Source organism: Lutibacter sp. A80 (genome assembly GCF_022429645.1).
In the GTDB taxonomy this organism is placed as follows: Bacteria; Bacteroidota; Bacteroidia; order Flavobacteriales; family Flavobacteriaceae; genus Lutibacter.
Genome location: NZ_CP092480.1, coordinates 1,219,052 through 1,241,193, shown reverse-complemented (window position 1 = coordinate 1,241,193; position 22,142 = coordinate 1,219,052). Strand labels below are relative to the sequence as shown.

13 protein-coding genes, 1 tRNA gene and 2 pseudogenes are annotated in these 22,142 nt (G+C 30.8%); 8 read left to right on the top strand and 8 right to left on the bottom strand.

The annotated features are described in order from the left end of the window. Positions 1-47 precede the first annotated feature (47 nt). Together MHL31_RS05655 and MHL31_RS05650 are read right to left on the bottom strand one after the other, a co-directional pair. A complete protein-coding gene (locus tag MHL31_RS05655; protein WP_240228104.1) occupies positions 48-1,502 on the bottom strand; it encodes an NAD-dependent succinate-semialdehyde dehydrogenase in 1,455 nt (484 codons plus the stop codon). Between the two features lie 11 nt (positions 1,503-1,513). After that, the gene (locus MHL31_RS05650) at positions 1,514-2,671 is read right to left on the bottom strand and encodes a mandelate racemase/muconate lactonizing enzyme family protein (RefSeq protein WP_240228103.1); all 1,158 of its coding nucleotides are present in this window, start codon (positions 2,669-2,671) and stop codon (positions 1,514-1,516) included. 526 nt (positions 2,672-3,197) lie between these two features. On the opposite strand from MHL31_RS05650, the pseudogene MHL31_RS05645 reads away from it, so the two are divergent. Together MHL31_RS05645 and MHL31_RS05640 are read left to right on the top strand one after the other, a co-directional pair. Continuing rightward, positions 3,198-3,470 (top strand): annotated as a pseudogene (locus tag MHL31_RS05645) (hypothetical protein); the annotation flags it as partial. Positions 3,471-3,507: 37 nt separating this feature from the next. Beyond that, positions 3,508-3,681: pseudogene (locus tag MHL31_RS05640) on the top strand (transposase); the annotation flags it as partial. Positions 3,682-3,781: 100 nt separating this feature from the next. Here the strand turns inward: MHL31_RS05640 and MHL31_RS05635 are convergent. After that, positions 3,782-3,866: transfer RNA gene (locus tag MHL31_RS05635), tRNA-Ser, on the bottom strand. A gap of 317 nt (positions 3,867-4,183) precedes the next feature. Here MHL31_RS05635 and aroC point away from each other — a divergent pair. The 5 genes from aroC to MHL31_RS05610 all read left to right on the top strand — a co-directional run bounded on the left by aroC (position 4,184) and on the right by MHL31_RS05610 (position 9,323). After that, positions 4,184-5,233 carry a chorismate synthase gene (gene aroC, locus MHL31_RS05630; RefSeq protein WP_240228102.1) on the top strand — a complete coding sequence of 350 codons (1,050 nt, stop codon included), beginning with the start codon at positions 4,184-4,186 and terminating at the stop codon, positions 5,231-5,233. Positions 5,234-5,337: 104 nt separating this feature from the next. Continuing rightward, positions 5,338-5,820 carry a MarR family winged helix-turn-helix transcriptional regulator gene (locus MHL31_RS05625; protein WP_240228101.1) on the top strand — a complete coding sequence of 161 codons (483 nt, stop codon included), beginning with the start codon at positions 5,338-5,340 and terminating at the stop codon, positions 5,818-5,820. 714 nt (positions 5,821-6,534) lie between these two features. Then, positions 6,535-7,338: a pyrroline-5-carboxylate reductase gene (proC, locus tag MHL31_RS05620; RefSeq protein ID WP_240228100.1), complete on the top strand. Its 804-nt coding sequence runs from the start codon at positions 6,535-6,537 to the stop codon at positions 7,336-7,338. Position 7,339: 1 nt separating this feature from the next. Continuing rightward, positions 7,340-8,110, top strand: a complete 771-nt coding sequence (proB, locus tag MHL31_RS05615) for a glutamate 5-kinase (protein ID WP_240228099.1) — start codon at positions 7,340-7,342, stop codon at positions 8,108-8,110. A 13-nt stretch (positions 8,111-8,123) separates the two neighbouring features. Beyond that, entirely contained in the window at positions 8,124-9,323 is a 1,200-nt protein-coding gene (locus tag MHL31_RS05610; protein WP_240228098.1) for a glutamate-5-semialdehyde dehydrogenase, read from the top strand. 81 nt (positions 9,324-9,404) lie between these two features. Here MHL31_RS05610 and MHL31_RS05605 read toward each other — a convergent pair whose 3' ends face one another. The 4 genes from MHL31_RS05605 to gltB form a co-directional block, all read right to left on the bottom strand. After that, entirely contained in the window at positions 9,405-9,962 is a 558-nt protein-coding gene (locus tag MHL31_RS05605) for a PepSY-associated TM helix domain-containing protein (protein ID WP_240228097.1), read from the bottom strand. Positions 9,963-9,973: 11 nt separating this feature from the next. Further along, entirely contained in the window at positions 9,974-10,501 is a 528-nt protein-coding gene (locus tag MHL31_RS05600) for a hypothetical protein (RefSeq protein ID WP_240228096.1), read from the bottom strand. A 232-nt stretch (positions 10,502-10,733) separates the two neighbouring features. Then, complete coding sequence (locus MHL31_RS05595; RefSeq protein WP_240228095.1) at positions 10,734-12,194, bottom strand: glutamate synthase subunit beta; 1,461 nt, start codon at positions 12,192-12,194, stop codon at positions 10,734-10,736. 5 nt (positions 12,195-12,199) lie between these two features. Further along, positions 12,200-16,708: a glutamate synthase large subunit gene (gene gltB, locus MHL31_RS05590; RefSeq protein ID WP_240228094.1), complete on the bottom strand. Its 4,509-nt coding sequence runs from the start codon at positions 16,706-16,708 to the stop codon at positions 12,200-12,202. 517 nt (positions 16,709-17,225) lie between these two features. Here gltB and acs point away from each other — a divergent pair. Beyond that, entirely contained in the window at positions 17,226-21,050 is a 3,825-nt protein-coding gene (acs, locus tag MHL31_RS05585; RefSeq protein WP_240228093.1) for an acetate--CoA ligase, read from the top strand. Positions 21,051-21,109: 59 nt separating this feature from the next. Here acs and MHL31_RS05580 read toward each other — a convergent pair whose 3' ends face one another. Continuing rightward, the gene (locus MHL31_RS05580; RefSeq protein WP_240228092.1) at positions 21,110-22,138 is read right to left on the bottom strand and encodes a putative manganese transporter; all 1,029 of its coding nucleotides are present in this window, start codon (positions 22,136-22,138) and stop codon (positions 21,110-21,112) included. Positions 22,139-22,142: the final 4 nt, after the last annotated feature.

Sequence of the window (22,142 nt, the reverse complement as noted above, 5' to 3'; positions counted from 1 at the left end):
TATTGAATACTTGGAATGTTAAGTATTCAATATATATTTATAACTGGTTAGAGGGCAGTTGAAATTCGTTTTTTTACTAAATAATCATCTAAGGCTAAGTGCGAGCAATCATGACCAATTCCACTATTTTTAAAACCGCCATGCGGTAGATAAATAGCATATTTAACACCATTAATTTGAATTTCACCAAATTCTAATTCTTCAGTAAAACGCTCTATTCTTTTATGGTTATTTGTAAAAATGTAAGATGCTAATCCAAATTCAGTATCATTAGCTAATTCTAGTACTTCATCATCAGTTTCGAAACTCATAATTGCTGCAACTGGACCAAAAGTTTCTTTTCTGAAAAGATCCATATCTGGAGTTATATTTGAAACGATAGTAGGTTCAATCCAGTTTCCATTTTTAGGAAATCCTTCAGGTATTTTTCCACCATATTCTAATTTAGCTCCTTTACTTACAGCATCTTCAATCAAATTAAACATTCTATCTCTGTCTGATCGCGTAACAACTGGACCCATAAAGACCTCTGGATTTTCTTTAGTTCCGAAGCCTAATTTTAATTTAGAAGCTCTTTTTACATAAGCTTTCATAAATTTTTCATAGATATTTTTATGAACAAAAATTCTATTTGCAGCTACACAAACTTGGCCAGAATTACCAAATTTTAATCCAATAGCTAAATCTAACGCTGTATCAAAATCAGCATCTTCAAATATTATAAATGGAGCGTTTCCACCCAATTCCATTCCTAATTTTTTAATGGAAGTAACACTGTCTGCAATTACTTTTTGACCAGTAGCAGTAGAACCAATCATTGTTAAAACAGCTGGAATTTTACTAGTTGTCATAGGTATGGCAACTTCTTTGCTAGAACCTGCAACAATGTTTACAACTCCTGCAGGGAAATTAATGCTGTTTAATATTTCTCCAATCATATAAGTTGATAAAGGAGATAGCATTGAGGGTTTTATAATTATTGAACATCCGGCAGCTAGGGCAGGGCCTAATTTAAAGCCTACATTTAGTAGTGGAAAATTCCAAGCTAAATATGCTACAGCAACACCAGCAGGTTTAGAAATCATTTTATGAGTATGTGTGTTCTCATAATCTGGTATTTGTTCTTCTCTCATATTTTTCATTGCTGCAGGGTACCATTCTAAAGCATTAATTACAGCTTCAATGTCTTCATAAGCACCAGCGTAGGTTTTACCCATTTCATGAACCATTGCAGTTCTTAACTCATGTTCTTTTTCTAAAATGGCAGAACGGAGTTTAGTCATCCATGCAGTTCTTTCTGTGAGTGAAAGTTTAGACCAATATTTAAAACCTTTTTTAGCAGAAATTAAAGCTTTTTCTGCATCAGCTTTACCTGCTTTTGCTACTTCAGCAATTACTTCACCAGTGGCTGGGCATATCACATCTGCTTTTTCTCCACTTACAGCATCCACTAATTGTCCGTCAATATATAATTTTTTATAACCAAAATTTTGAGTTTTCATATCTGTATGTTTTAAATAATTGAACTTTCTGTTAAATTTTTTGTGATTGAAAATTTATGTAAAATCTTTTCATCAATATCAATTCCTAGACCAGGTCTATTAGGTACATCGATTAGACCATTTTTCATTTCAATTTTAGGGAAGGTTAATTTATCTCTTAATCCATTTTCTGTTTGATCGTATTCCATTAAAAATTCAGGTTGATTCATTCTTCCTGGAATTGATTCTAAATTAGAAATAAAATGCAAAGCTACATGAATTCCAATAGAGGTGCCCCAGGTATGTGGAATTAAATCAATTCCGTTTGCACTAGCAATTGCTGCAATTCGTTTTGCTTCTGTTAAACCACCACTTGCACATATATCTGGTTGAATTATATCTACAGCCTTATTTTTAATTAATTGTTGAAAACCGAACCTTAAGTACTCGCATTCCCCTCCAGAAATAGGTATAGTTGTTTTACTTCTTAATTCTTTAGACTGTTCATAAAATTCAGGAGAAATAGGTTCTTCAAACCAACCGATATCATATTTTTCTATTTTTCTAGATAGTTCTATTGCTTCTCTTAATGTGTAAGCGTGGTTAGAATCTACCATTAAGTCAATATCTGGACCAATTGCTTCACGAATACTTTTTACTATTTCTATATCTTGCTTTATGCCTAATCCAACTTTCATTTTCATAGCTTTAAAGCCTTGTTTTACGTATAATTTAGCTTCTTCAACTAGACCTTCTGCAGGGTTTTCATAGTTTGTAAAGTAAAGCCCAGTCGCATAAGGTCTTATTTTAGTTCTATGAGAACCACCTAATAAGGTCGAAATAGGTAAACCCAAAATTTTACCTTTTAAATCCCAAATAGCAATATCTATAGCACTTAAAGAAGCAACTAATATTCCACGCCTGGCATAATCTAATGTTTTACGATACATATGATTCCAGATTACTTCATTTTCTAAAGGGTTTTTTCCAATTACATGTGGAGCAATTATTTTAATACCTTCTTCTAAAATTGTTGCAGGTCCATATCCTTCTCCCCATCCATATGTTCCATCGGAAGCAGTAACTTTTACAACACAGATACATCTTTCAGAATATTCCCATTGTGAAAAGAAAAAACTTTTTGATAGTTTATCTTTAAGTACAAAGGTTTCAATTTTAATGATTTTCATGTTTTGATATTTTTTTGTTGACGCTAAAGCAGAAAACTGTATTTTATTTATTTGGATAAAATTATAGATTGTTGTAATTCCTATAATCTCCATAATTATCTTAAACAAATCAAATATTACCTTTATTTTGAATAGAAATATGTACTTGATTTTATATTTGTGTGTGTATAATTTTATTTTATTTATTCATTTTAAGGCAATAATTACTTAATCAATGAGTGAAAGGTATTATTAGTAAACTAAAATAGACTTAAATACTTCTATTAATGTTTAAAATGTAATAGTATTTAGTCTGTTTTTATTTTAAATATTGAAATATACAAGATTGTTTTATCTTTATTTTTTAATGAGGATATTTATGATATTACAATATACACGCAAATTAAACTCGTAAAATACTTCCATCAAAAGACTACGGGATAAAGCCAGCAATTCTTTTATACTTTTTATTACGTTTCCTTTTGACCTAAGATTTTAGCTTCCGTTTGGTTCTAGCTTAAATATAGTTTAACCTAAAATCAAATAAATAGTTAATGTAGTGTCGAATCGTTACGGATACATTCCGAATGAACTGTTTTTAAAAAAAGCAGAAGCACAGTTAATAGATGCTCACTTGAAGTATCACAAACGTATTATAAATAGAGGGGATAGATCTTTTATTACCGATTTTATAATTGAGGATGAGAATCAGTTTTCCTTAAAGAATGGGCAAGATAGAATCTTACCAATGCTACATTTTAAGAATTCGTATGAAGGAAATGAAAAGAATTCTGGATATTTTGGTTTTTATAGAGAAGTTTGAGATTGATATTTTTTAGAATGTTCAAAAAAAATTAATCACAAATACAATTACACTTAATAATAGCTTAATCTTAAACTATTTTATTAATAGAAGTACAAATGCTTCTGTCGAATCTTTCAATGTGAAGATTAAAGCTTTTAGAAGTCAATTTAGAGGTGTCAAAAATGTAGAATTCTTTCTTTTTAGATTAACCAGGATTTTTGCCTAAACACAATAATTAGTAATGATTCTTGCTTAGATGCTTTTGCTCACTGAAAAGTGATGTAAAAAAAGAAAGCTTCATAATAAAAATATTATGAAGCTTTTTGCGGAGAAAGAGGGATTCGAACCCCCGGAGGTGTGACCCTCAACAGTTTTCAAGACTGCCGCATTCGACCACTCTGCCATTTCTCCTTTAGCGGTTGCAAATATAGAAACCTTTTTTGGTTCTCTCAAACTTTTTTTAGATTTTTTTTAATTATTTTTTACTTTATTTTAAAGTAGATTTGACTCTCAATTAATTAGATGAATTTAACAATAGAAATATTAGCTATAATTGTTGTTGGTTTTCTGGTAAGTAGTAATTAAATAGGGGGTAGGTTTATTAAGAACTTATTATATGTAGTGGTTGTTATTATAATAATAAAACAATGTTTTTTTTGAATTTATTTCAATCAGTAAATTAGTCTTCTCTAAAATTCTTTTTTAAATTTGTCAGCTAAATTATATGTATGTCTAATTCATTCGGAAAAATATTTACAATAACAACTTTTGGAGAATCTCATGGAGAAGCTATTGGAGGAGTAATTGATGGTTGTCCAGCTGGTGTTAAACTTGATTTTGAAGCTATTCAAAATGACATGGATAGAAGAAAGCCAGGTCAATCTAAAATTGTAACTCAGCGAAAAGAACCTGATGAAGTACAATTTTTATCAGGTATTTTTGAAGGAAAAACCACAGGTGCTTCTATTGGTTTTATTATTAAAAATGTGCACCAGAGGTCTAATGATTATTCTCATATAAAAGATACTTATCGTCCTTCTCATGCAGATTATACCTATGATAAAAAATATGGAAATCGTGATTATCGTGGAGGAGGAAGAACATCTGCTAGAGAAACTGCTAATTGGGTAGTAGGTGGTGCAGTTGCAAAACAAGTAATTCCTTCAATAAAAATAAATGCATACACTTCTTCTGTTGGTGATTTATTTTTAGAAAAACCATATCAAGCATTAGATTTCAGTAAAACAGAAAATAATATAGTTCGTTGCCCAGATACTGAAGTTGCTGAAAAAATGATTTCTAAAATAGATCAAATTAGAAAACAAGGAGATACTATTGGAGGTACTGTTACCTGTGTAATTCAAAATGTACCAGTAGGCTTGGGTGAACCAATTTTTGATAAATTACATGCGCAGCTTGGAAAAGCAATGCTCTCTATAAATGCTGTAAAAGGTTTTGAATATGGAAGCGGTTTTTGTGGAGCAAAAATGAAAGGTAGTGAGCATAATGATATTTTTAACGATGATGGCTCTACTAAAACTAATCTTTCTGGAGGGATTCAAGGAGGTATTAGCAATGGAATGGATATTTATTTTCGTGTAGCTTTTAAACCTGTTGCTACTATTATGCAAAAACAACAAACCATTGATAAAGATGGAAACATAGTTGAAATGATGGGTAAAGGCCGTCACGATCCTTGTGTGGTTCCAAGAGCTGTACCTATTGTTGAGGCTTTGGCAGCAATGGTAATAGCAGATTTTATGATGTTAAATAAATAATTCCTGCCAATTCAAAATTAGAAAAGCAGTTTTCATTTTTTTGGAAATAGTATCTTTTATATTTCCAAAAAATCTTAATTTGCTATGTAATAAAATTATTTATATTGAAATATATTGAGATTCTTGTAAAACTCAGAAGAATTATTCGTTCTATAAATCTCGAGAGTAAAAAAATAGAAAAAGAATTTGGAATAAGTATTCCTCAACTTTTAGTACTTAAATATTTATCAGATCAAAAGGATTATAGAGCATTTGCTAAAGATATTAAAGCGTATATTAATTTAAATGCAAGTACTGTTTCCGGTATTATTTCAAGGTTAGAAGCGAAAGGGCTTTTAGCCAAAACCCTACGATCAAGCGATAAAAGAGCTACATATATTGTTTTAACAGCTAAAGGAGCAGATTTGCTTAATAATTCTCCTTCTACACTTCAAGAAAAATTATCGCATAGATTAAAAAAATTAAGTGCAGCTCAAATTGAAGAATTAGATAGAAATATAGAGTTGTTAACTACAATAATGGATGTTGAAGACGTTGATGCTGCTCCATTACTTACTATTCAAGAAATAACAAATCATTCAGAATAATTTTATACAAAGTTTCTTTAATAAGTAAATTAATGTGTTTTAAAAATTAAACAGCTTGTTTTAAGTTGTTTAAGTCACGTTTTTTATGTTTTTTAATTAAATAGTTTCTATAAGAACTATTTTTTATATATTTGCAAAAGTTCCTTTAAATTTAAAGGTTTTTAAATATAGTTTCACTAGAACAAGTATATGTATATTGAAAAGAATTCAGAAAATATTATTGTGTGTGCAAAAATTAAAACTTCATTTTCGGTAGGATCAATTTTAAGTTGTCTCGAAAATTCTAAAACAACTACAATTATAGCTACGTAGCATTAAATTACAGATAATTTATCTTTTACTCCTAGTTTAGTAGCCTGTATTACTTGCTGTTTAGCAAAAAATTACAACGATAAATAACGATAAGATTTCACTAATAACGAAACGTATATTCTTTAGTTTCTATTTGGTGTTCTTTATATGTCTTAAAAAATAAATAATCATTGAATTTATTAATTATAATACTAACAATTTGTTAGTGTTTAAACAAAACATAGAAATGATATAATCAAAAAATAATAAAAGAATAACAAAAGTAACGTATGCAATTTTTTAAGTTTTTTAATTGAAACGTTATTTAAAAATTAAAAAAAACTATTGAAAGTAAAAGATTGTGACGCATGTTTTTTAATCAAAGTCTCAATCTATTTTAATTAAATTATATAAAAAATAAGAATGAAAGTACTAGTAATTGGAGCAGGAAATATGGGATTAACTTATGCGGAAGGGATGTCTAAATCAAAACTTCTAAAAGAAAATATCATGGTTATGGATAAATCTGATGAAAAACTAGATGAACTTCATCAAATATTACATTTTGATGCATATAGTAATTTAGAAGATTGTATTCCAAAAGCAGATATAATTTTTGTAGCAGTAAAACCATATCATGCAGAAGAGTTATTTAAAACAATAAAACCTTTGGTTACGTCAGATCAAATTCTAATATCTATTATGGCTGGTATAACTATAGATGTTATCCAGAATCTTTCTGGAGTATCAAAAGTAGTACGTGCAATGCCTAATCTACCGGCAAGTGTTGGGTTGGGTTTAACATCTTATGTTTCGTCATCTAATGTTTCGAGAATTGAGTTGTTAACTGTTGAAGGTTTGTTAAGTACAACTGGAAAATCTATTCTAGTAAGTAATGAAAACTTAATTGATGCATCAACAGGTATCTCTGGAAGTGGTCCTGCATATGTGTTTTATTTTATGCAAAGTATGATGGAGGCTGCGTTGCAAATGGGCTTCTCTAAAAACGATTCTAAATTGTTGGTGAGTCAAACTTTTACAGGAGCTATAGAGCTTTTTAATCAGTCTAATCTTTCGCCTAATTCTTGGATGCAAAAAGTAGCTTCTAAAGGTGGAACAACACAAGCAGCGTTAGATTCTATGGATGATAATAATGTAAATGAATTAATTAAGGAAGCTGCATTCGCTGCGTTTTCTCGTGCCGTTGAATTAGGAAAAGTAAGTTAATATGTATAAAGAAATAATAGTTATTAAGGTTGGTACTAATGTAATGACCAATAAAGATAACAGAATTGTAAGAACAGTTTTAAGAAATTTAGTGAAACAAATTGCTGAACTTTATGAGCGTGGTATAATTACGCTTTTAGTTTCATCGGGTTCTGTAATTGCAGGAAAAGAAGTTTTAGGAGAGTCAACTATAGAAGATAAAACACAAAAAAGACAAGTGTATTCTTCTATTGGACAACCTAGAATGATGCGATTCTATTATACCATTTTTCAAGAATATGGAATGAAATGTGCTCAGGTACTTCCAACTAAAAGAGATTTTAGTCCAGGAATTCATCGTGAAAATATGATAAAATGTTGTCAAGGTTTACTTTCTGAAGGGGTAATTCCTATTGCAAATGAAGATGATGCAGTTTCTATTACAATGTCTATGTTTTCAGATAATGATGAACTTGCAAGTTTGCTTGCACAATTGATAAATGCCGATAGGTTAATTATTCTTACAGATATTGATGGATTGTATACGGGGCATCCAGATGCGGATAGTAGTGATCTTATTAAAAATGTAGATCCAGATGATAATCTTGATGAGTATATTAAAGATAGCGGCAAATTAGAAGGTGAAGGAAGAGGAGGAATGGGATCTAAATTAACCTATGCTCAAGAAACTGCTTCGCATAGTATTCCTACTTTTATTGCTAATGGAAAACGAAAAAATACTATAATAGATATTATAGATGGTAAAAGTGTTGGGACAAAAGTGTCCTTGTAATAAAAAAAATAAAATGAAATTATTAACTACAGAAATAAAAAATAAAGTATTAAAAAGTATGGAGCGTATCCTAGATAAAAATAGGGCTCAATTACTTCAAGCAAATAAAAAGGATTTAGATGCGTTTAGTAAAAATGATCAAGCAATGTATGATCGTTTGTTAATAAATGATGGAAAGATTGACGGAATGATAACTGCTATTTCACAAGTACATTCTCAAGAAGATCCAATAAATAAAATAATTACAAACAAAACCTTAGAAAATGGTTTAAAAGTTGTAAATAAAACAGCTCCCTTTGGAACTATAATGATTATTTATGAATCTAGACCAGATGTAACTGTTGAAGCAGCTGTACTTGCTTTTAAAGCAAATAATAAAATTTTACTTAAAGGAGGAAAAGAAGCCATATTTAGTAATAAAATACTTGTTGATTTTTGGCATCAAGCTTTGAAAGAAAATGATTTAAGTACCGATTATATCCAATTGTTGACAATGGATAGAAAAGAGACACAGCAATTTTTAAAAAATCCAACAGAGCAATTAGATTTAATTGTTCCTCGTGGAGGTGAAAAACTAATAGCATTTGTTAAGGAATATGCAAAATGCGCTGTTTTGGTTAGTGGTAGAGGTAATAACTTTGTCTATGTTGATGAAAATGCTGATTGGGAAAAAAGTATTGCTGTAATTCTTAATGCTAAAACTAGTAAAATATCTGCGTGTAATGCTGTTGATAAAATATTAATAAATTCAAATATTCCAGATTATCCTCAAAAAATGTCTGATTTAAAGGATGCTTTAAAAGAAAAAAGTGTATCTATTTGGGTTGATTCAAAAGCAAAAGATATATTAAAAGAAGCAGCACTAATTACTGAAGAATCTATGTGGAGTGAAGAGTTTTTAGCAATGAAATGTTGTATAGGCGTTGTAGATGCTACAAAAGAAGCTATTGAAAAAATTAATATGTATTCTGGTGGGCATTCAGCAACAATTATGACTGCCAATAACGAAACTGCTTCAGTTTTTATGGAACAAGTTGATTGTGCTGCAGTTTATCAAAATTCATCAACTAGATTTACTGATGGTGGTCAAATGGGAGTGGGTGCAGAACTAGCAATTAGTACTGATAAATTGCACCATAGAGGTCCTTTAGGTCTTAATGAATTGGTGACTAATAAATATTATGTTTATGGAGATGGGCACGTACGTGATTAGTTTTTAATAAAATAATAATATTAGCTAATAAAATATTTAGCCTGCATTTAGAAATTGTTTAAGTGCAGGCTATTTAAGTTTTTACATATAAAAGAGTAAAAAAAGTAAAGGTATTACTATACCTAAAACTGCATAAATACCACCTCTTCCAGTAATTCCTTTTTTACCTTTTACCATAAAAAATGAAGTTACAGCAAATAGAATTAATGCTAGTGCGTAAATATCTGAAAACCATGTCCAAATTCTATTTGGATTGTAATGAAGATAATTTACTTCATAAAAAATAGGTCTTTTTTTTAGGTATTCCGCATAGCCTTTTCCATTGTGTATGTTTACTATTATAGATGAACCACCTTTTAAGAATATTTTTAATTGATTGGTATTTCTGTAATAGTGTTTTTTGTAATTTTCACGTTTATCTACATCATCTAATAATTTGAGTATGTTCTCTTTTGTAGTAGCGTTTTTTTCTAAATTGATAGTCGTTTTAAAATCTTTCACTTCAACAGAATAATTAGGGTTCCAATCACTCATATGATTTAATGCAATACCCGATAGACCATAAATTAAGGTTGTACCAATAAAAAAATAACCAATATCTCTATGAAGAATTCTACTCCATTTTCGCAATTGTTTCATTTTAAAAAAAATTATTCAGTAGCTATATTTGTGTGTGAAACATATTGTAAGGAGTAATTTGAAATATGATCAATTCCTTCTTTTTTCATTTTGTTTCTGTATTCTTGAAGGTGCTTCTTTTTGTTATTAAATTGTTCTTCATTCGAAGCTCCTTCAGAATGACTTTTAATATTATCTTCATCCATTTTTAAAAGATAGGCTTCGTCTATTCTTTCTTCAAGTACAATTCCAATTACTTTAATTTCTTCTCCCATTAATGCTTCATCAAAACGTTCGTCTGCAACTATATGTGCATCACCTTCATCAGTAACCAATAGAATTTTTTTTCCGCCGTGTTTGCAAACATGGTCAACTATGCCTGTTACTTCAATTTCTTTACCTACGTAATCACCTGCTTTTGTGTCAAATTCACTTAAGGATACTTTTGGAGTATCTAGAATTTCAATAGCTTCTTCTTTATTTTGAACTTCAGATTTTTTATCAGATTTACAAGAAAAAGCAAGAGCGCTAATAATTATTAAGAATAATAAATTTTTCATATTGTTTTTTTAATTTGATTGGGTTAATTTTAAAATTTACAACATCTAAATTATACTAGTTTTAAGTTTTATAGTATGATTAAAATCAGTTAATTATGAATTTTTAATTTTTTTTTGATAGTTGTTTTGTGAAAATTAAAAGGAAAGAATTTCAAAAAAGTTTATAAAAAAAAGATGCTGTCTAAAATTTAGACAGCATCTTTTAAAACTAATTTTTAGTTAAGGTTGATAATTACATAGCAGGTAAATCTCCATCACCTTTTGTAGGTAAATTACTATATCCCATTAAATATTCATCAACTTTTCTTGCGGCTTCTCTTCCTTCAGATATTGCCCAAACTATTAAACTTTGACCTCTACGCATATCTCCAGCAGTAAACACTTTAGTAACATTAGTACGGTAATCTACATTTGAAGCTTCGTAATTACTTCTAAAATCTGTTTTAATTCCAAGCTGGTCACTTAATGTTGCTTCTGGTCCAGTAAATCCAAGAGAAAGTAAAACTAACTCACAAGGCCATGTTTTTTCAGTACCTTCAATTTCAATTAATTCTGGGCGTTGACCAGGAACCATTTTCCATTCAACATTAATAGTTTTTAACGCTGTTAGATTGCCTTTTTCATCAACAATAAATTCTTTAGTGTTAATTAACCAGTTTCTATCACAACCTTCTTCATGTGATGAAGATGTTTTTAGTTTTAAAGGCCAATAAGGCCAAGGTGTTGACGGACTTCTTTGTCCTGGTGGTTTTGGCATTATCTCAAAGTTCGTTACCGATTTAGCTCCTTGTCGGTTTGAGGTTCCAACACAATCTGAGCCGGTATCTCCACCCCCAATTACAATTACATTTTTATCGGTTGCTAGTACTTGATCTTTAATTTTTTCGCCAAATACAACCTTTGTTTGTTGTGTTAAAAAGTCCATAGCTTGTACAACATCTTTGTGGTCTCCACCTTTAATAGGTAAACCTCTTTTTTGTGTTGCTCCACCGCATAAAACTATTGCATCAAACTTTTTTAACTCTTCTACATCATAATTTACACCAACATGAACATTTGTTTTAAATTCGATTCCTTCTTTTTCAAGAATATCAATTCTTCTGTCTATTATTCCTTTTTCTAATTTAAAATTTGGAATACCGTAGCGTAATAAACCTCCAACTTTGTCATCTCTTTCAAAAACAGTTACATTGTGTCCAGCTCTATTTAATTGTTGAGCAGCAGCTAAACCAGATGGGCCTGAACCTACAATAGCTATTTTTTTATCGGTTCTTGTACTTGGTGTTTGCGGTACTATCCAGCCTTCTTTAAAAGCTTTTTCAACAATGTTTTTTTCAATATTTTCTATTGATATAGGATCGTCTATAATACCAAGCACACAAGCTTGCTCACAAGGAGCTGGGCATAGTCTTCCTGTAAATTCTGGAAAATTATTAGTTGAATGTAATATCCAAGATGCTTTTTTCCATTCACCTTGATGTACCATGTGATTGAAATCTGGAATTAAATTACCAAGAGGACATCCACTGTGGCAAAATGGAATTCCACAATCCATACATCTAGATCCTTGTTTAGTAATTTCAGCCTTATTTAATGGTTGTGTAAATTCATTATAATTAGTTACACGTTCTTTAACTGGCTTATATTTTTCGTCTTTTCTTTCGAATTCTTTAAATCCTGTTACTTTTCCCATATTTTTTATGCTGTTAATTCTTCAAACATTTCTTCTTCAGTCTCTAAGCGCTTTAATGCGCGTTTGTATTCTATAGGCATTACTTTAACAAAATTGTTTAAGCTTTTTTCCCAATTTTTTAATAATTCTTTACCTCTGTTACTATTAGTGTATAGTACGTGTTTTTCAATTAATGCTTTTAATTCAGTTGCATCTTCTTTTTCAATTGCTTCAAACTCTATGGTTTCAGTATTACACAATCCATTTGTGAATTTATCGTTTGGATCGTATACATAAGCAATACCACCACTCATACCTGCAGCAAAGTTTCTTCCTGTTTTACCAAGTACAACTACTTTACCTCCTGTCATATATTCACAACAGTGGTCTCCAACACCTTCTACAACTGTAGTTGCTCCAGAGTTTCTAACAGCAAAACGTTCACCGGCAATTCCGTTTATATAAGCTTCACCCTTAACGGCTCCAAATAGACAAACATTACCAATTATAATATTTTCTTCTGCTATAAAGTTTGCTTTTTCAGGTTTTTTAATAATTAGTTTAGCTCCAGAGAGTCCTTTTCCTAAATAATCATTGGTATTACCTTCAATTGTAAATGTTAAACCTGGCGCTCCAAAAGCTCCAAAGCTTTGTCCTGCAGACCCAGTAAAGTTTATATTTAAGGTGTCTTCTGGTAAGCCTAAATGACCATAAATTTTAGAAATTTCGTTACTTACAATTGCACCAGTAGATCGGTTCATATTGCAGATAGGATAATTAAGTGTAGTTTTTTCTTTTCTATAGATTGCTCTGTGAGAATCTTTTAGAAGTGTAAAATCTAATACGTTTGCTAGTTCGTGATCTTGTTTTTCCGTATTTTTTAAAGGCATTTTACTATAACCTTCAGGTCTATGTAGTATAGATGTTAAATCTAAGCCTTTTGCTTTATAGTGTTGTATGGCTTTATTTGCATTAATTTTTTGGGTTTTACCAATCATTTCATCCATTGTTCTAAAACCTAACTGAGCCATAATACCTCTTAATTCTTCAGCAATATAATAGAAGAAATTAATAACATGTTCTGGTGTTCCTTTAAAGTTTTTACGCAATTCTTTGTCTTGAGTTGCAATACCTACAGGACAGGTGTTTAAATGGCATTTACGCATCATAATACAACCCGAAGCTACTAAAGGAGCGGTTGCAAAACCAAATTCTTCAGCACCTAATAAAGCTGCAATAGCAACATCACGACCAGTTTTTAATTGTCCATCACATTCAACAACAATTCTAGAGCGTAAATTATTCATTACTAAAGTTTGTTGAGCTTCTGCTAAACCAAGTTCCCAAGGTAAACCAGTATGTTTTAATGATGTTAGGGGAGATGCACCAGTTCCACCATCGTAACCAGCAATTAATACAACATCGGCTTTAGCTTTTGCTACACCAGCTGCAATTGTACCAACTCCAACTTCAGAAACTAGTTTTACGTTTATACGTGCTTCTCTATTAGCATTTTTTAAATCGAAAATTAATTGAGCTAAATCTTCAATTGAATAAATATCATGATGTGGTGGTGGTGAAATTAAACCAACAAAAGGAGTTGAATTTCTAGCTTTGGCAATCCAAGGAAGTACTTTTTCACCAGGTAATTGACCACCTTCTCCTGGTTTTGCTCCTTGAGCCATTTTAATTTGAATTTCTTCAGCATTTGTTAAGTAATGCGAAGTAACTCCAAAACGACCTGAAGCTACCTGCTTAATTGCAGAATTTCTACTATCTCCGTTAATATCTTTTTGGAAACGTTTTCTATCTTCACCACCTTCACCAGAATTAGATTTTCCTCCAATACGGTTCATTGCAATGGCTAAATTTTCGTGAGCTTCTCTAGAAATTGACCCGTAAGACATAGCTCCGGTTTTAAATCGTTTTACAATTTCTGTCCAAGGTTCTACTTCATCTATTGGAATTGGGTCGTAATTGTTAAATTCGAACAAACCTCTAATAGTCATTAAACGTTCAGATTGTTCGTTTACGGTTTTAGCATATACATTATAGCTTTTTTGATCGCTTAATCTAACTGCTTGTTGTAGTTTAGCTACAGTTGTTGGGTTAAACATATGTTTTTCACCTCCACGTCTCCAACGGTAATGTCCTCCAATATTTAAACCGAGTCTATTTTTAATTAATGTTTTAGGATATGCGTAGTTGTAACGTGCTGAAATTTCTTTTTCAATTTCATACAGTCCTACACCTTCAATTCTAGAAGTTGTAAAAGGGAAATATTTTTCAACAAATTTAGAGTTAAAACCAACAATTTCGAATATTTGTGAACCTCTGTAAGAGTGTAATGTAGAGATTCCAATTTTATTCATAATTTTTAATAAGCCTTTTCCAATTGCTTTATTAAAATTATCAACGGCTTTTTGCTCATCCATACCAGTAATAAATCCTTCTTTTACTTGGTTACGGATAATTTCGTTTACCATATAAGGATTAATAGCACTTGCTCCATAACCAAATAAAGTTGCAAATTGATGAGGTTCTCGAGGTTCTGCAGATTCAATAATAATATCAAAATAAGAACGTTTACGCATTCTATTCATTTGATGATTAACATAAGAACAAGCTAATAATGCTGGTATTGGAGCCATTTCTTCATTAGCACCTCTATCAGATAAAATAATAATATTATTTTTGTTTCTTACGGCTTCTGCAACTTGTTTAATTATATTTTCTAAAGCATCTTCTAAACCATTTACGCCTTTTTCTTTTACGTAAAGCATTTGAATGGTTATTGCTTTAAAGTCACCAATTTTTATGTTTCTAATTTTTTCTAAATCGTTATTAGAAATAACTGGGTTTTGAATTCTAAGTTTTTTACACTGTCGTTTAGTAATGCTAAAAATATTTCTATCTTTTCCTAATGCAAGACTAATATCTGTTACAATTTCTTCGCGAATTCCATCTAAAGGAGGATTGGTTACCTGAGCGAATAATTGTTTAAAATAATTTGATATAAGTTGAGGTCTGTCTGATAAAACAGCTAAAGGAGTATCAATACCCATTGAACCTAAGGCTTCTTTACCATTTTGTGCCATAGGTGTAATTACTTCTTGAATATCTTCTATAGTGTAATTGTATAATCTAGAACGAGTTTTAATATCTAAGGTTTCAATTGGACATTCTTCATTGTTATTAGGAACATCTTTTAGAAAAACTCTTGTTTCGTCTAACCATTGTTTATAAGGTCTTTCAGAGGCAATTTTAGCTTTTATTTCTTCATCATTAATAATTCTACCTTCATTCATGTCAACTAAAAACATTTTTCCAGGTTCTAGTCTACCATGTTTTTCAATATCTTCTGGTTCAATATCAACAACACCAATTTCTGAAGACATTATTAATTTTCCGCTTTTTGTTACGGTATATCTAGAAGGTCTTAATCCGTTTCTGTCTAATAATGCACCAATATAGTCTCCATCTGTAAAAGGTACAGAGGCAGGTCCATCCCAAGGTTCCATTAGGCAAGCATTATATTCGTAAAATGCTTTACGTTCTTTAGACATTGTTTGGTGTTTTTCCCAAGCTTCAGGCATTAACATCATCATAACTTCAGGTAATGATCTTCCACTTAAAGTTAAAAGTTCAACAACCATATCCATAGATGCTGAATCTGATTTTCCAGGTAATATTATAGGAAATAATTTTTCAATATCATCACCAAAAAGCTCACTTTTCATAATTTCCTCACGTACACGCATTCTACTAACGTTTCCGCGTAAAGTGTTTATTTCACCATTTTGGCACATATACCTAAATGGTTGAGCTAGTTCCCAAGAAGGCATTGTATTAGTTGAAAAACGTTGATGTACAAGTGCTAGTCTAGTTACTAAATCTGGTTGTTGTAAATCTGTATAATATGGGCCAATATCTTCTGGCATAATTATACCTTTGTATATTAAAGTAGTATTAGATAAACTAGATACGTAAAAATACGAAGCTTCAGACATTTTTGAACCCGCAATAGTATGTTCTGCAATTTTACGTGCTGCGTATAATTTTGCTTTAAAATTAAGCTCTTTTAAGTCTGGATCTTTACTGATAAATATTTGTTCAATAGTTGGTTCTGAATTTAGAGCAATTTCACCAAGTTGAGTAGAATCTACAGGAACTTTTCTCCAACCTAATATATTTAACCCTTGATTTTTAATTTCTTTTTCAAATTCTTCTTTACAAAAGCGGTATTGGTTTTTGTTTTTTGGGAAAAATACCATTCCAACAGCATATTCTCTTTGCTCAGGTAATTCAAATTCACAAACTCTTTGAAAAAATGTATGTGGAATATCTATTAGTAGCCCAGCTCCATCACCTGTTTTTCCATCTGAACTAACTCCTCCACGATGTTCTAATTTCACTAAAATTTCTAAAGCATCATGTATAATTTGGTTTGTTTTCTGTCCTTTTAAATTGCATATAAAACCAGCTCCACAGTTTTCATGTTCAAATTCTGGTAAGTATAATCCTTGTTTTATCATATAGAATGTTATTATTATAGAATGTTTACAAAAATAGTGAAAAATTGTTGTAGTTTGTTTGATAAGTTCGAAAACGTTGTAATTATTATAATAAAAGAATTTAAATGTTGAAAATAATTAAATATGTAATTTAAGCTTTAAATATTAAGAAATTGTTAAATGTAATTAGCTCTAAAAACTTAAGCTAATTTAAAAAACAACAAGTTTTAATAATTTTTGATTTAAAAAATGAGACATTTTAAACTTGAAATTTGGTTTTATATAGTAAATAGGTATATTTATGTAGAATATGTACCTATATATGTATAAAATTGTTAAATTTCAATCTTATTAGTAATAATGAAGAATATTCTTTAAAAAAATATGACATAGAGTTAAGCTTTAAATCAATTACCTAAAAATATATTTGAAACCCTTTTTAAATAAAAAAACATGTAAATGAAGTAAAACAAACATATATAAATAACTACTAATCTCTGAAGAAATTCAGAATAAAAACCAAATAAATAAATAAAAAATGAATTATCAAAAGCATTACAATTACAGTATTGAAGATCCTCAAAAATTTTGGAAAGAACAAGCTAATGAATTAAAATGGTTTAAAAATCCGGAGACAATCTTATCAAAAGATGAATTTGGAATTGATCGTTGGTTTGCCGATGGAAAATTAAATATGTGTTATTTAGCGGTAGACAAACACGTTGAAGATGGTTTTGGAGAACAAGAAGCTATTATTTACGAATCTCCTGTAACACAACAAAAAGTATCTTATTCTTATAATGATGTAAAATCACAAGTGGAGCGTTTGGCTGGTGGATTATGTGATTTAGGTGTTCAAAAAGGAGATACTGTAATTATTTATATGCCAATGATTCCGCATGCGGTTTTTAGTATGTTAGCTTGTGCGCGTATTGGTGCAATACATTCAGTAGTTTTTGGTGGTTTTGCACCACACGAATTAGCGATTAGAATAGATGATTGTAAACCAAAAGCTATTATTACAGCTACTTCTGGAATGGAAGTTGATCGATTAATTGCCTATAAACCTATGGTTGATGAAGCTATTGAATTAGCAAAACATAAACCAACAAAAGTAATTGTTTATAAGCGTAATTTGGGTGCTGTAAATCCTAAAACAGATCGTTATATTAGTTATAAAAAGTTAGTTAAAAAGTCGAAGCCTGTAGATTGTGTTGAAATGAACTCTACCGACCCATTATATATTTTATATACTTCAGGAACTACAGGGAAACCAAAAGGAATCATTCGTGATACGGGTGGTTATGCAACTGCTTTAAAATATTCAATGAAAAATATTTATGGAGTTGAAGAAGGTGATGTATTTTGGGCAGCTTCAGATGTTGGTTGGGTTGTAGGACACAGTTATATTGTGTATGCACCTTTATTGAATAGAAATACAACAATCGTTTTTGAAGGAAAACCTATTAGAACACCTGATGCTAGTACTTTTTGGAGAATAATTAGTGAAAATAATGTAAAAGTAATGTTTACGGCTCCAACTGCAATTCGTGCAATTAAAAAAGAAGATCCAGATGGAGAATTGCTAAAAATGTACGATTTAAGTTGTTTGAAATATCAATTTTTAGCAGGTGAACGTTGCGATGCTGCAACATTGCAATGGTTAGAAGAAAAATTAGAAATTCCGGTTATTGATCATTGGTGGCAAACAGAATCCGGTTGGCCAATAGTATCAAATATGATGGGGATTGAACCTTTACCAGTAAAACCAGGCTCGGCAGCAAAACCAGTTGGGGGTTATAATATTCAAATTTTAGGTGCTGATGGAAAAGAATTAGGAGCAAATGAAGAAGGTTTGGTTAATATAAAATTACCATTACCTCCAGGAACCTTGGCAAATATTTGGGGAAATACCGATCGATTTATTGATGGATATTTGAAGAAGTTTCCAGGATATTATTTCTCAGGAGATGGTGGTTATATTGATGAGGACGGCTATGTATTTATTACAGGTCGTGTGGATGATGTAATTAATGTTGCAGGTCATAGATTGTCAACTGCTGAAATGGAAGAAGTGGTTTCTTCAAACCCTTCGGTGGCTGAATGTGCTGTTTTTGGAATTGAAGACGCTTTAAAAGGACAAGTTCCTTTAGCGTTAGTGGTGTTAAAATCTGGTGATTATGTTTCTAGTTTTGAATTGGAATATAAAATTGTTCAAGAAGTTAGAAAACAAATAGGGCCTGTTGCTTCCTTAAAAAAAGTATTACTAGTTCAAAGATTACCTAAAACACGTTCGGGAAAAATTCTTCGAAAATTATTAAGAAATATAGCCGATGGAATTGAATATACCATTCCTTCAACTATAGATGACCCTGAAATTGTAAATGAAATTACGCACGAATTCAAATTGCATAAAATTGGTATTTATGAACATGCTACAGAAGAGGAAAAACAAACTTTAGCCGATTTAAAAGTTGATTCGTTTATTAAATATTACAAATCTTATCAGCATAGTGTAAATGATCCAGAAGGTTTTTGGGCACAAATTGCAGATACGTTTACGTGGCATAAAAAATGGGATAGTGTTGTTGAATTTGATTGGGAAAAACCAAAATTTGAATGGTTTAAAGGTGCTAAATTAAATATTACTGAAAATTGTTTAGATCGTCATTTGGATAAACGGGGTGATGATATTGCCATTCTTTGGGAACCAAATAATCCAGATGAAGCTAATAGAAGTTTCACATATAAAGAATTACATGCTGAAGTTTGTAAATTTTCAAACGTATTAAAAAATAATGGTGTTGAAAAAGGAGATAGAGTTTGTGTGTATATGCCAATGGTTCCTGAATTAGCCATTGCTTTATTAGCCTGTGCTAGAATAGGAGCAGTACACTCAGTTGTTTTTGCAGGCTTTTCTGCGGTAGCACTTTCAACAAGAATTAACGATTCAGAATGTAAAGTATTATTAACTTCTGATGGAGTTTTTAGAGGAAGCAAAGCAGTTGATTTCAAAAAAATAGTTGATGAAGCATTAGAAACGTGTCCAACTATAGAAACTGCTATTGTATTGAATAGAGTAAATGGAGACATTAATATGAAAGAAGGTCGTGATATTTGGTGGCACGATGAAATAGCAAAAGTAAATGATGTTTGTGAAGCCGAAGTTATGGACGCTGAAGATATGTTGTTTATTTTATATACTTCAGGTTCCACAGGAAAGCCAAAAGGTATGGTACATACGTGTGCAGGTTATATGATTCATACAGCGTACAGTTTTAAAAATGTTTTCCAATATACCCAAGGTGATGTATATTTCTGTACGGCTGACATTGGTTGGATTACAGGTCATTCATACATAGTTTACGGACCTTTAGCAGCAGGTGCAACTACCTTAATGTTTGAAGGTGTTCCTTCATATCCAGATTACAGTCGTTTTTGGCAAATTGTGGAAAAATACAAAGTGAATCAATTCTATACTGCTCCAACAGCAATTAGAGCATTGGCAGCACAAGGAAATGAATTAACTGAACGCAACGATTTAAGTTCAATAAAAGTATTAGGAACAGTTGGAGAGCCAATTAATGAAGAGGCTTGGCACTGGTACGATGAGAAAATTGGAAAACAAAAATCTCCAATTGTTGATACTTGGTGGCAAACTGAAACTGGTGGAATTATGATTTCTCCATTGGGAGGAGTAACACCAACAAAACCTACTTTTGCAACACGTCCATTACCGGGTATTCAACCTTGTTTGGTTGATGAACAAGGCGAAGAGTTAAATACAAACCCTGCGGAAGGTAGGTTGTGTATTAAATATCCTTGGCCGTCTATTGCACGTACAATTTATGGAAATCATCAACGCTATAAAGAAACGTATTTTACTGCTTTTGAAGGAAAATATTTTACTGGTGATGGAGCCTTTAGAGATTTAGAAGGAAATTATAGAATTACAGGTAGAGTAGATGATGTTGTAATTGTTTCGGGTCATAATTTAGGAACTGCTCCAATTGAAAACGTAATTAATGAACATAGTAATATTGTAGAATCTGCAGTGGTTGGTTTCCCTCATGATATTAAAGGAAATGCATTATATGCCTATGTAATTGTATACGAACTTCCTGAGAATGAAGATTTCTTACGTCGTGAAATTAACGATTTAATTGCACGTTCTATTGGGCCAATTGCCAAATTAGATAAAATTCAGTTTGTAACAGGATTACCAAAAACGCGTTCAGGAAAAATTATGCGTAGAATTTTACGTAAAATTGCTGAAAATGAAACTTCAAATTTAGGAGATATTTCAACCTTATTAAACCCAGAAGTAGTGAAAGCTGTGATGGAAGGTTCTTTGGTGAAATAGAATTAATTAATAGTAAATTTTAAAACCATTCTCATAAATTGAGAATGGTTTTTTTTAGTTTAAAATCCTAATAAAAAAGTTGATGCTCCTACAATAAAAGCATAAATTATATTTACAATTTTTACAGCTAAAAATGTTCTTCTAGATTCCGCAAGCATAGGAAGCATTCCATGTCCATCTTGTGATATTGAACTAGCTAATAAAATACTAAAAGGAATACTACCTTGAGCAAAAAGAGTGACAAATATTAAATGAGGTCCAGATTCAGGAATTAAACCTACTAAAATTGCAATAATTAATACTACAAACATATTAGAAGTTATCCAAGCTTGAACATCTATGTAATTCATTAAAAAATGCATTAATAAAAGTGTTCCAAATACCCACAAGAAAATTCGGGGAAGATGTTTTTTTACAATATGTGCCCAAATATGCTTTTTAAGAAAATGATTAGGTACAGTAATTACAATAAATAATGAAAAAAGAAATGCTAATAATACTGAAATTTTCATCCAAATTTCTAAACCTCCAGCGATTATTCCGGTTGAAACACCTGTTATGAGTATTAAAATGATAATGCTTGTTGTAATTCGGTGAAAAGATGGATGAAATAAATTGAACCAAATTTTATCTTTTTCAAAACATTTGCAATCGGGTTCGTTGTGTAAAGGAAGCTTATGTGTTGAAATTTGTTCGAGTGCTTTGGTTGGTTTATAAAGTTTATCTGTAATATAACCTGCCAATACTCCAACTACAAAAATAATTAAGGTTAGTAAAATGGCTTTTTCGGGAATTAAAGCAAACATAACAAAAGATTCATCTCCACTTGTAGCAATCATTGTTGTAACTAATGCTCCAAAAGAAACTAACCTATGCGAATACATAGCAACTATTGTAAATGCACCAAGACAACCAGGAATTGCGCCTAAAAGACCTGCAATTAAATATTGACTCCATTTATTTTTTGTAAGGAATTTTTGCCATAAACCTTTTGATTGTACATTTATATATTCTATAACCAGCATCATAACAAAAACAAATCCAGTTATCATAATGGCGTGTAGCAGTGTTTTATAAACTAATTCCATATAT

Coding starts and splice junctions, on each gene's coding strand:
- MHL31_RS05655 (WP_240228104.1), bottom strand. CDS start 1,502: ATGAAAACTCAAAATTTTGGTTATAAAAAATTATATATTGACGGACAA.
- MHL31_RS05610 (WP_240228098.1), top strand. CDS start 8,124: ATGAAATTATTAACTACAGAAATAAAAAATAAAGTATTAAAAAGTATG.
- MHL31_RS05605 (WP_240228097.1), bottom strand. CDS start 9,962: ATGAAACAATTGCGAAAATGGAGTAGAATTCTTCATAGAGATATTGGT.
- MHL31_RS05580 (WP_240228092.1), bottom strand. CDS start 22,138: ATGGAATTAGTTTATAAAACACTGCTACACGCCATTATGATAACTGGA.
- proC (WP_240228100.1), top strand. CDS start 6,535: ATGAAAGTACTAGTAATTGGAGCAGGAAATATGGGATTAACTTATGCG.
- gltB (WP_240228094.1), bottom strand. CDS start 16,708: ATGATAAAACAAGGATTATACTTACCAGAATTTGAACATGAAAACTGT.
- MHL31_RS05600 (WP_240228096.1), bottom strand. CDS start 10,501: ATGAAAAATTTATTATTCTTAATAATTATTAGCGCTCTTGCTTTTTCT.
- acs (WP_240228093.1), top strand. CDS start 17,226: ATGAATTATCAAAAGCATTACAATTACAGTATTGAAGATCCTCAAAAA.
- MHL31_RS05595 (WP_240228095.1), bottom strand. CDS start 12,194: ATGGGAAAAGTAACAGGATTTAAAGAATTCGAAAGAAAAGACGAAAAA.
- MHL31_RS05650 (WP_240228103.1), bottom strand. CDS start 2,671: ATGAAAATCATTAAAATTGAAACCTTTGTACTTAAAGATAAACTATCA.
- aroC (WP_240228102.1), top strand. CDS start 4,184: ATGTCTAATTCATTCGGAAAAATATTTACAATAACAACTTTTGGAGAA.
- proB (WP_240228099.1), top strand. CDS start 7,340: ATGTATAAAGAAATAATAGTTATTAAGGTTGGTACTAATGTAATGACC.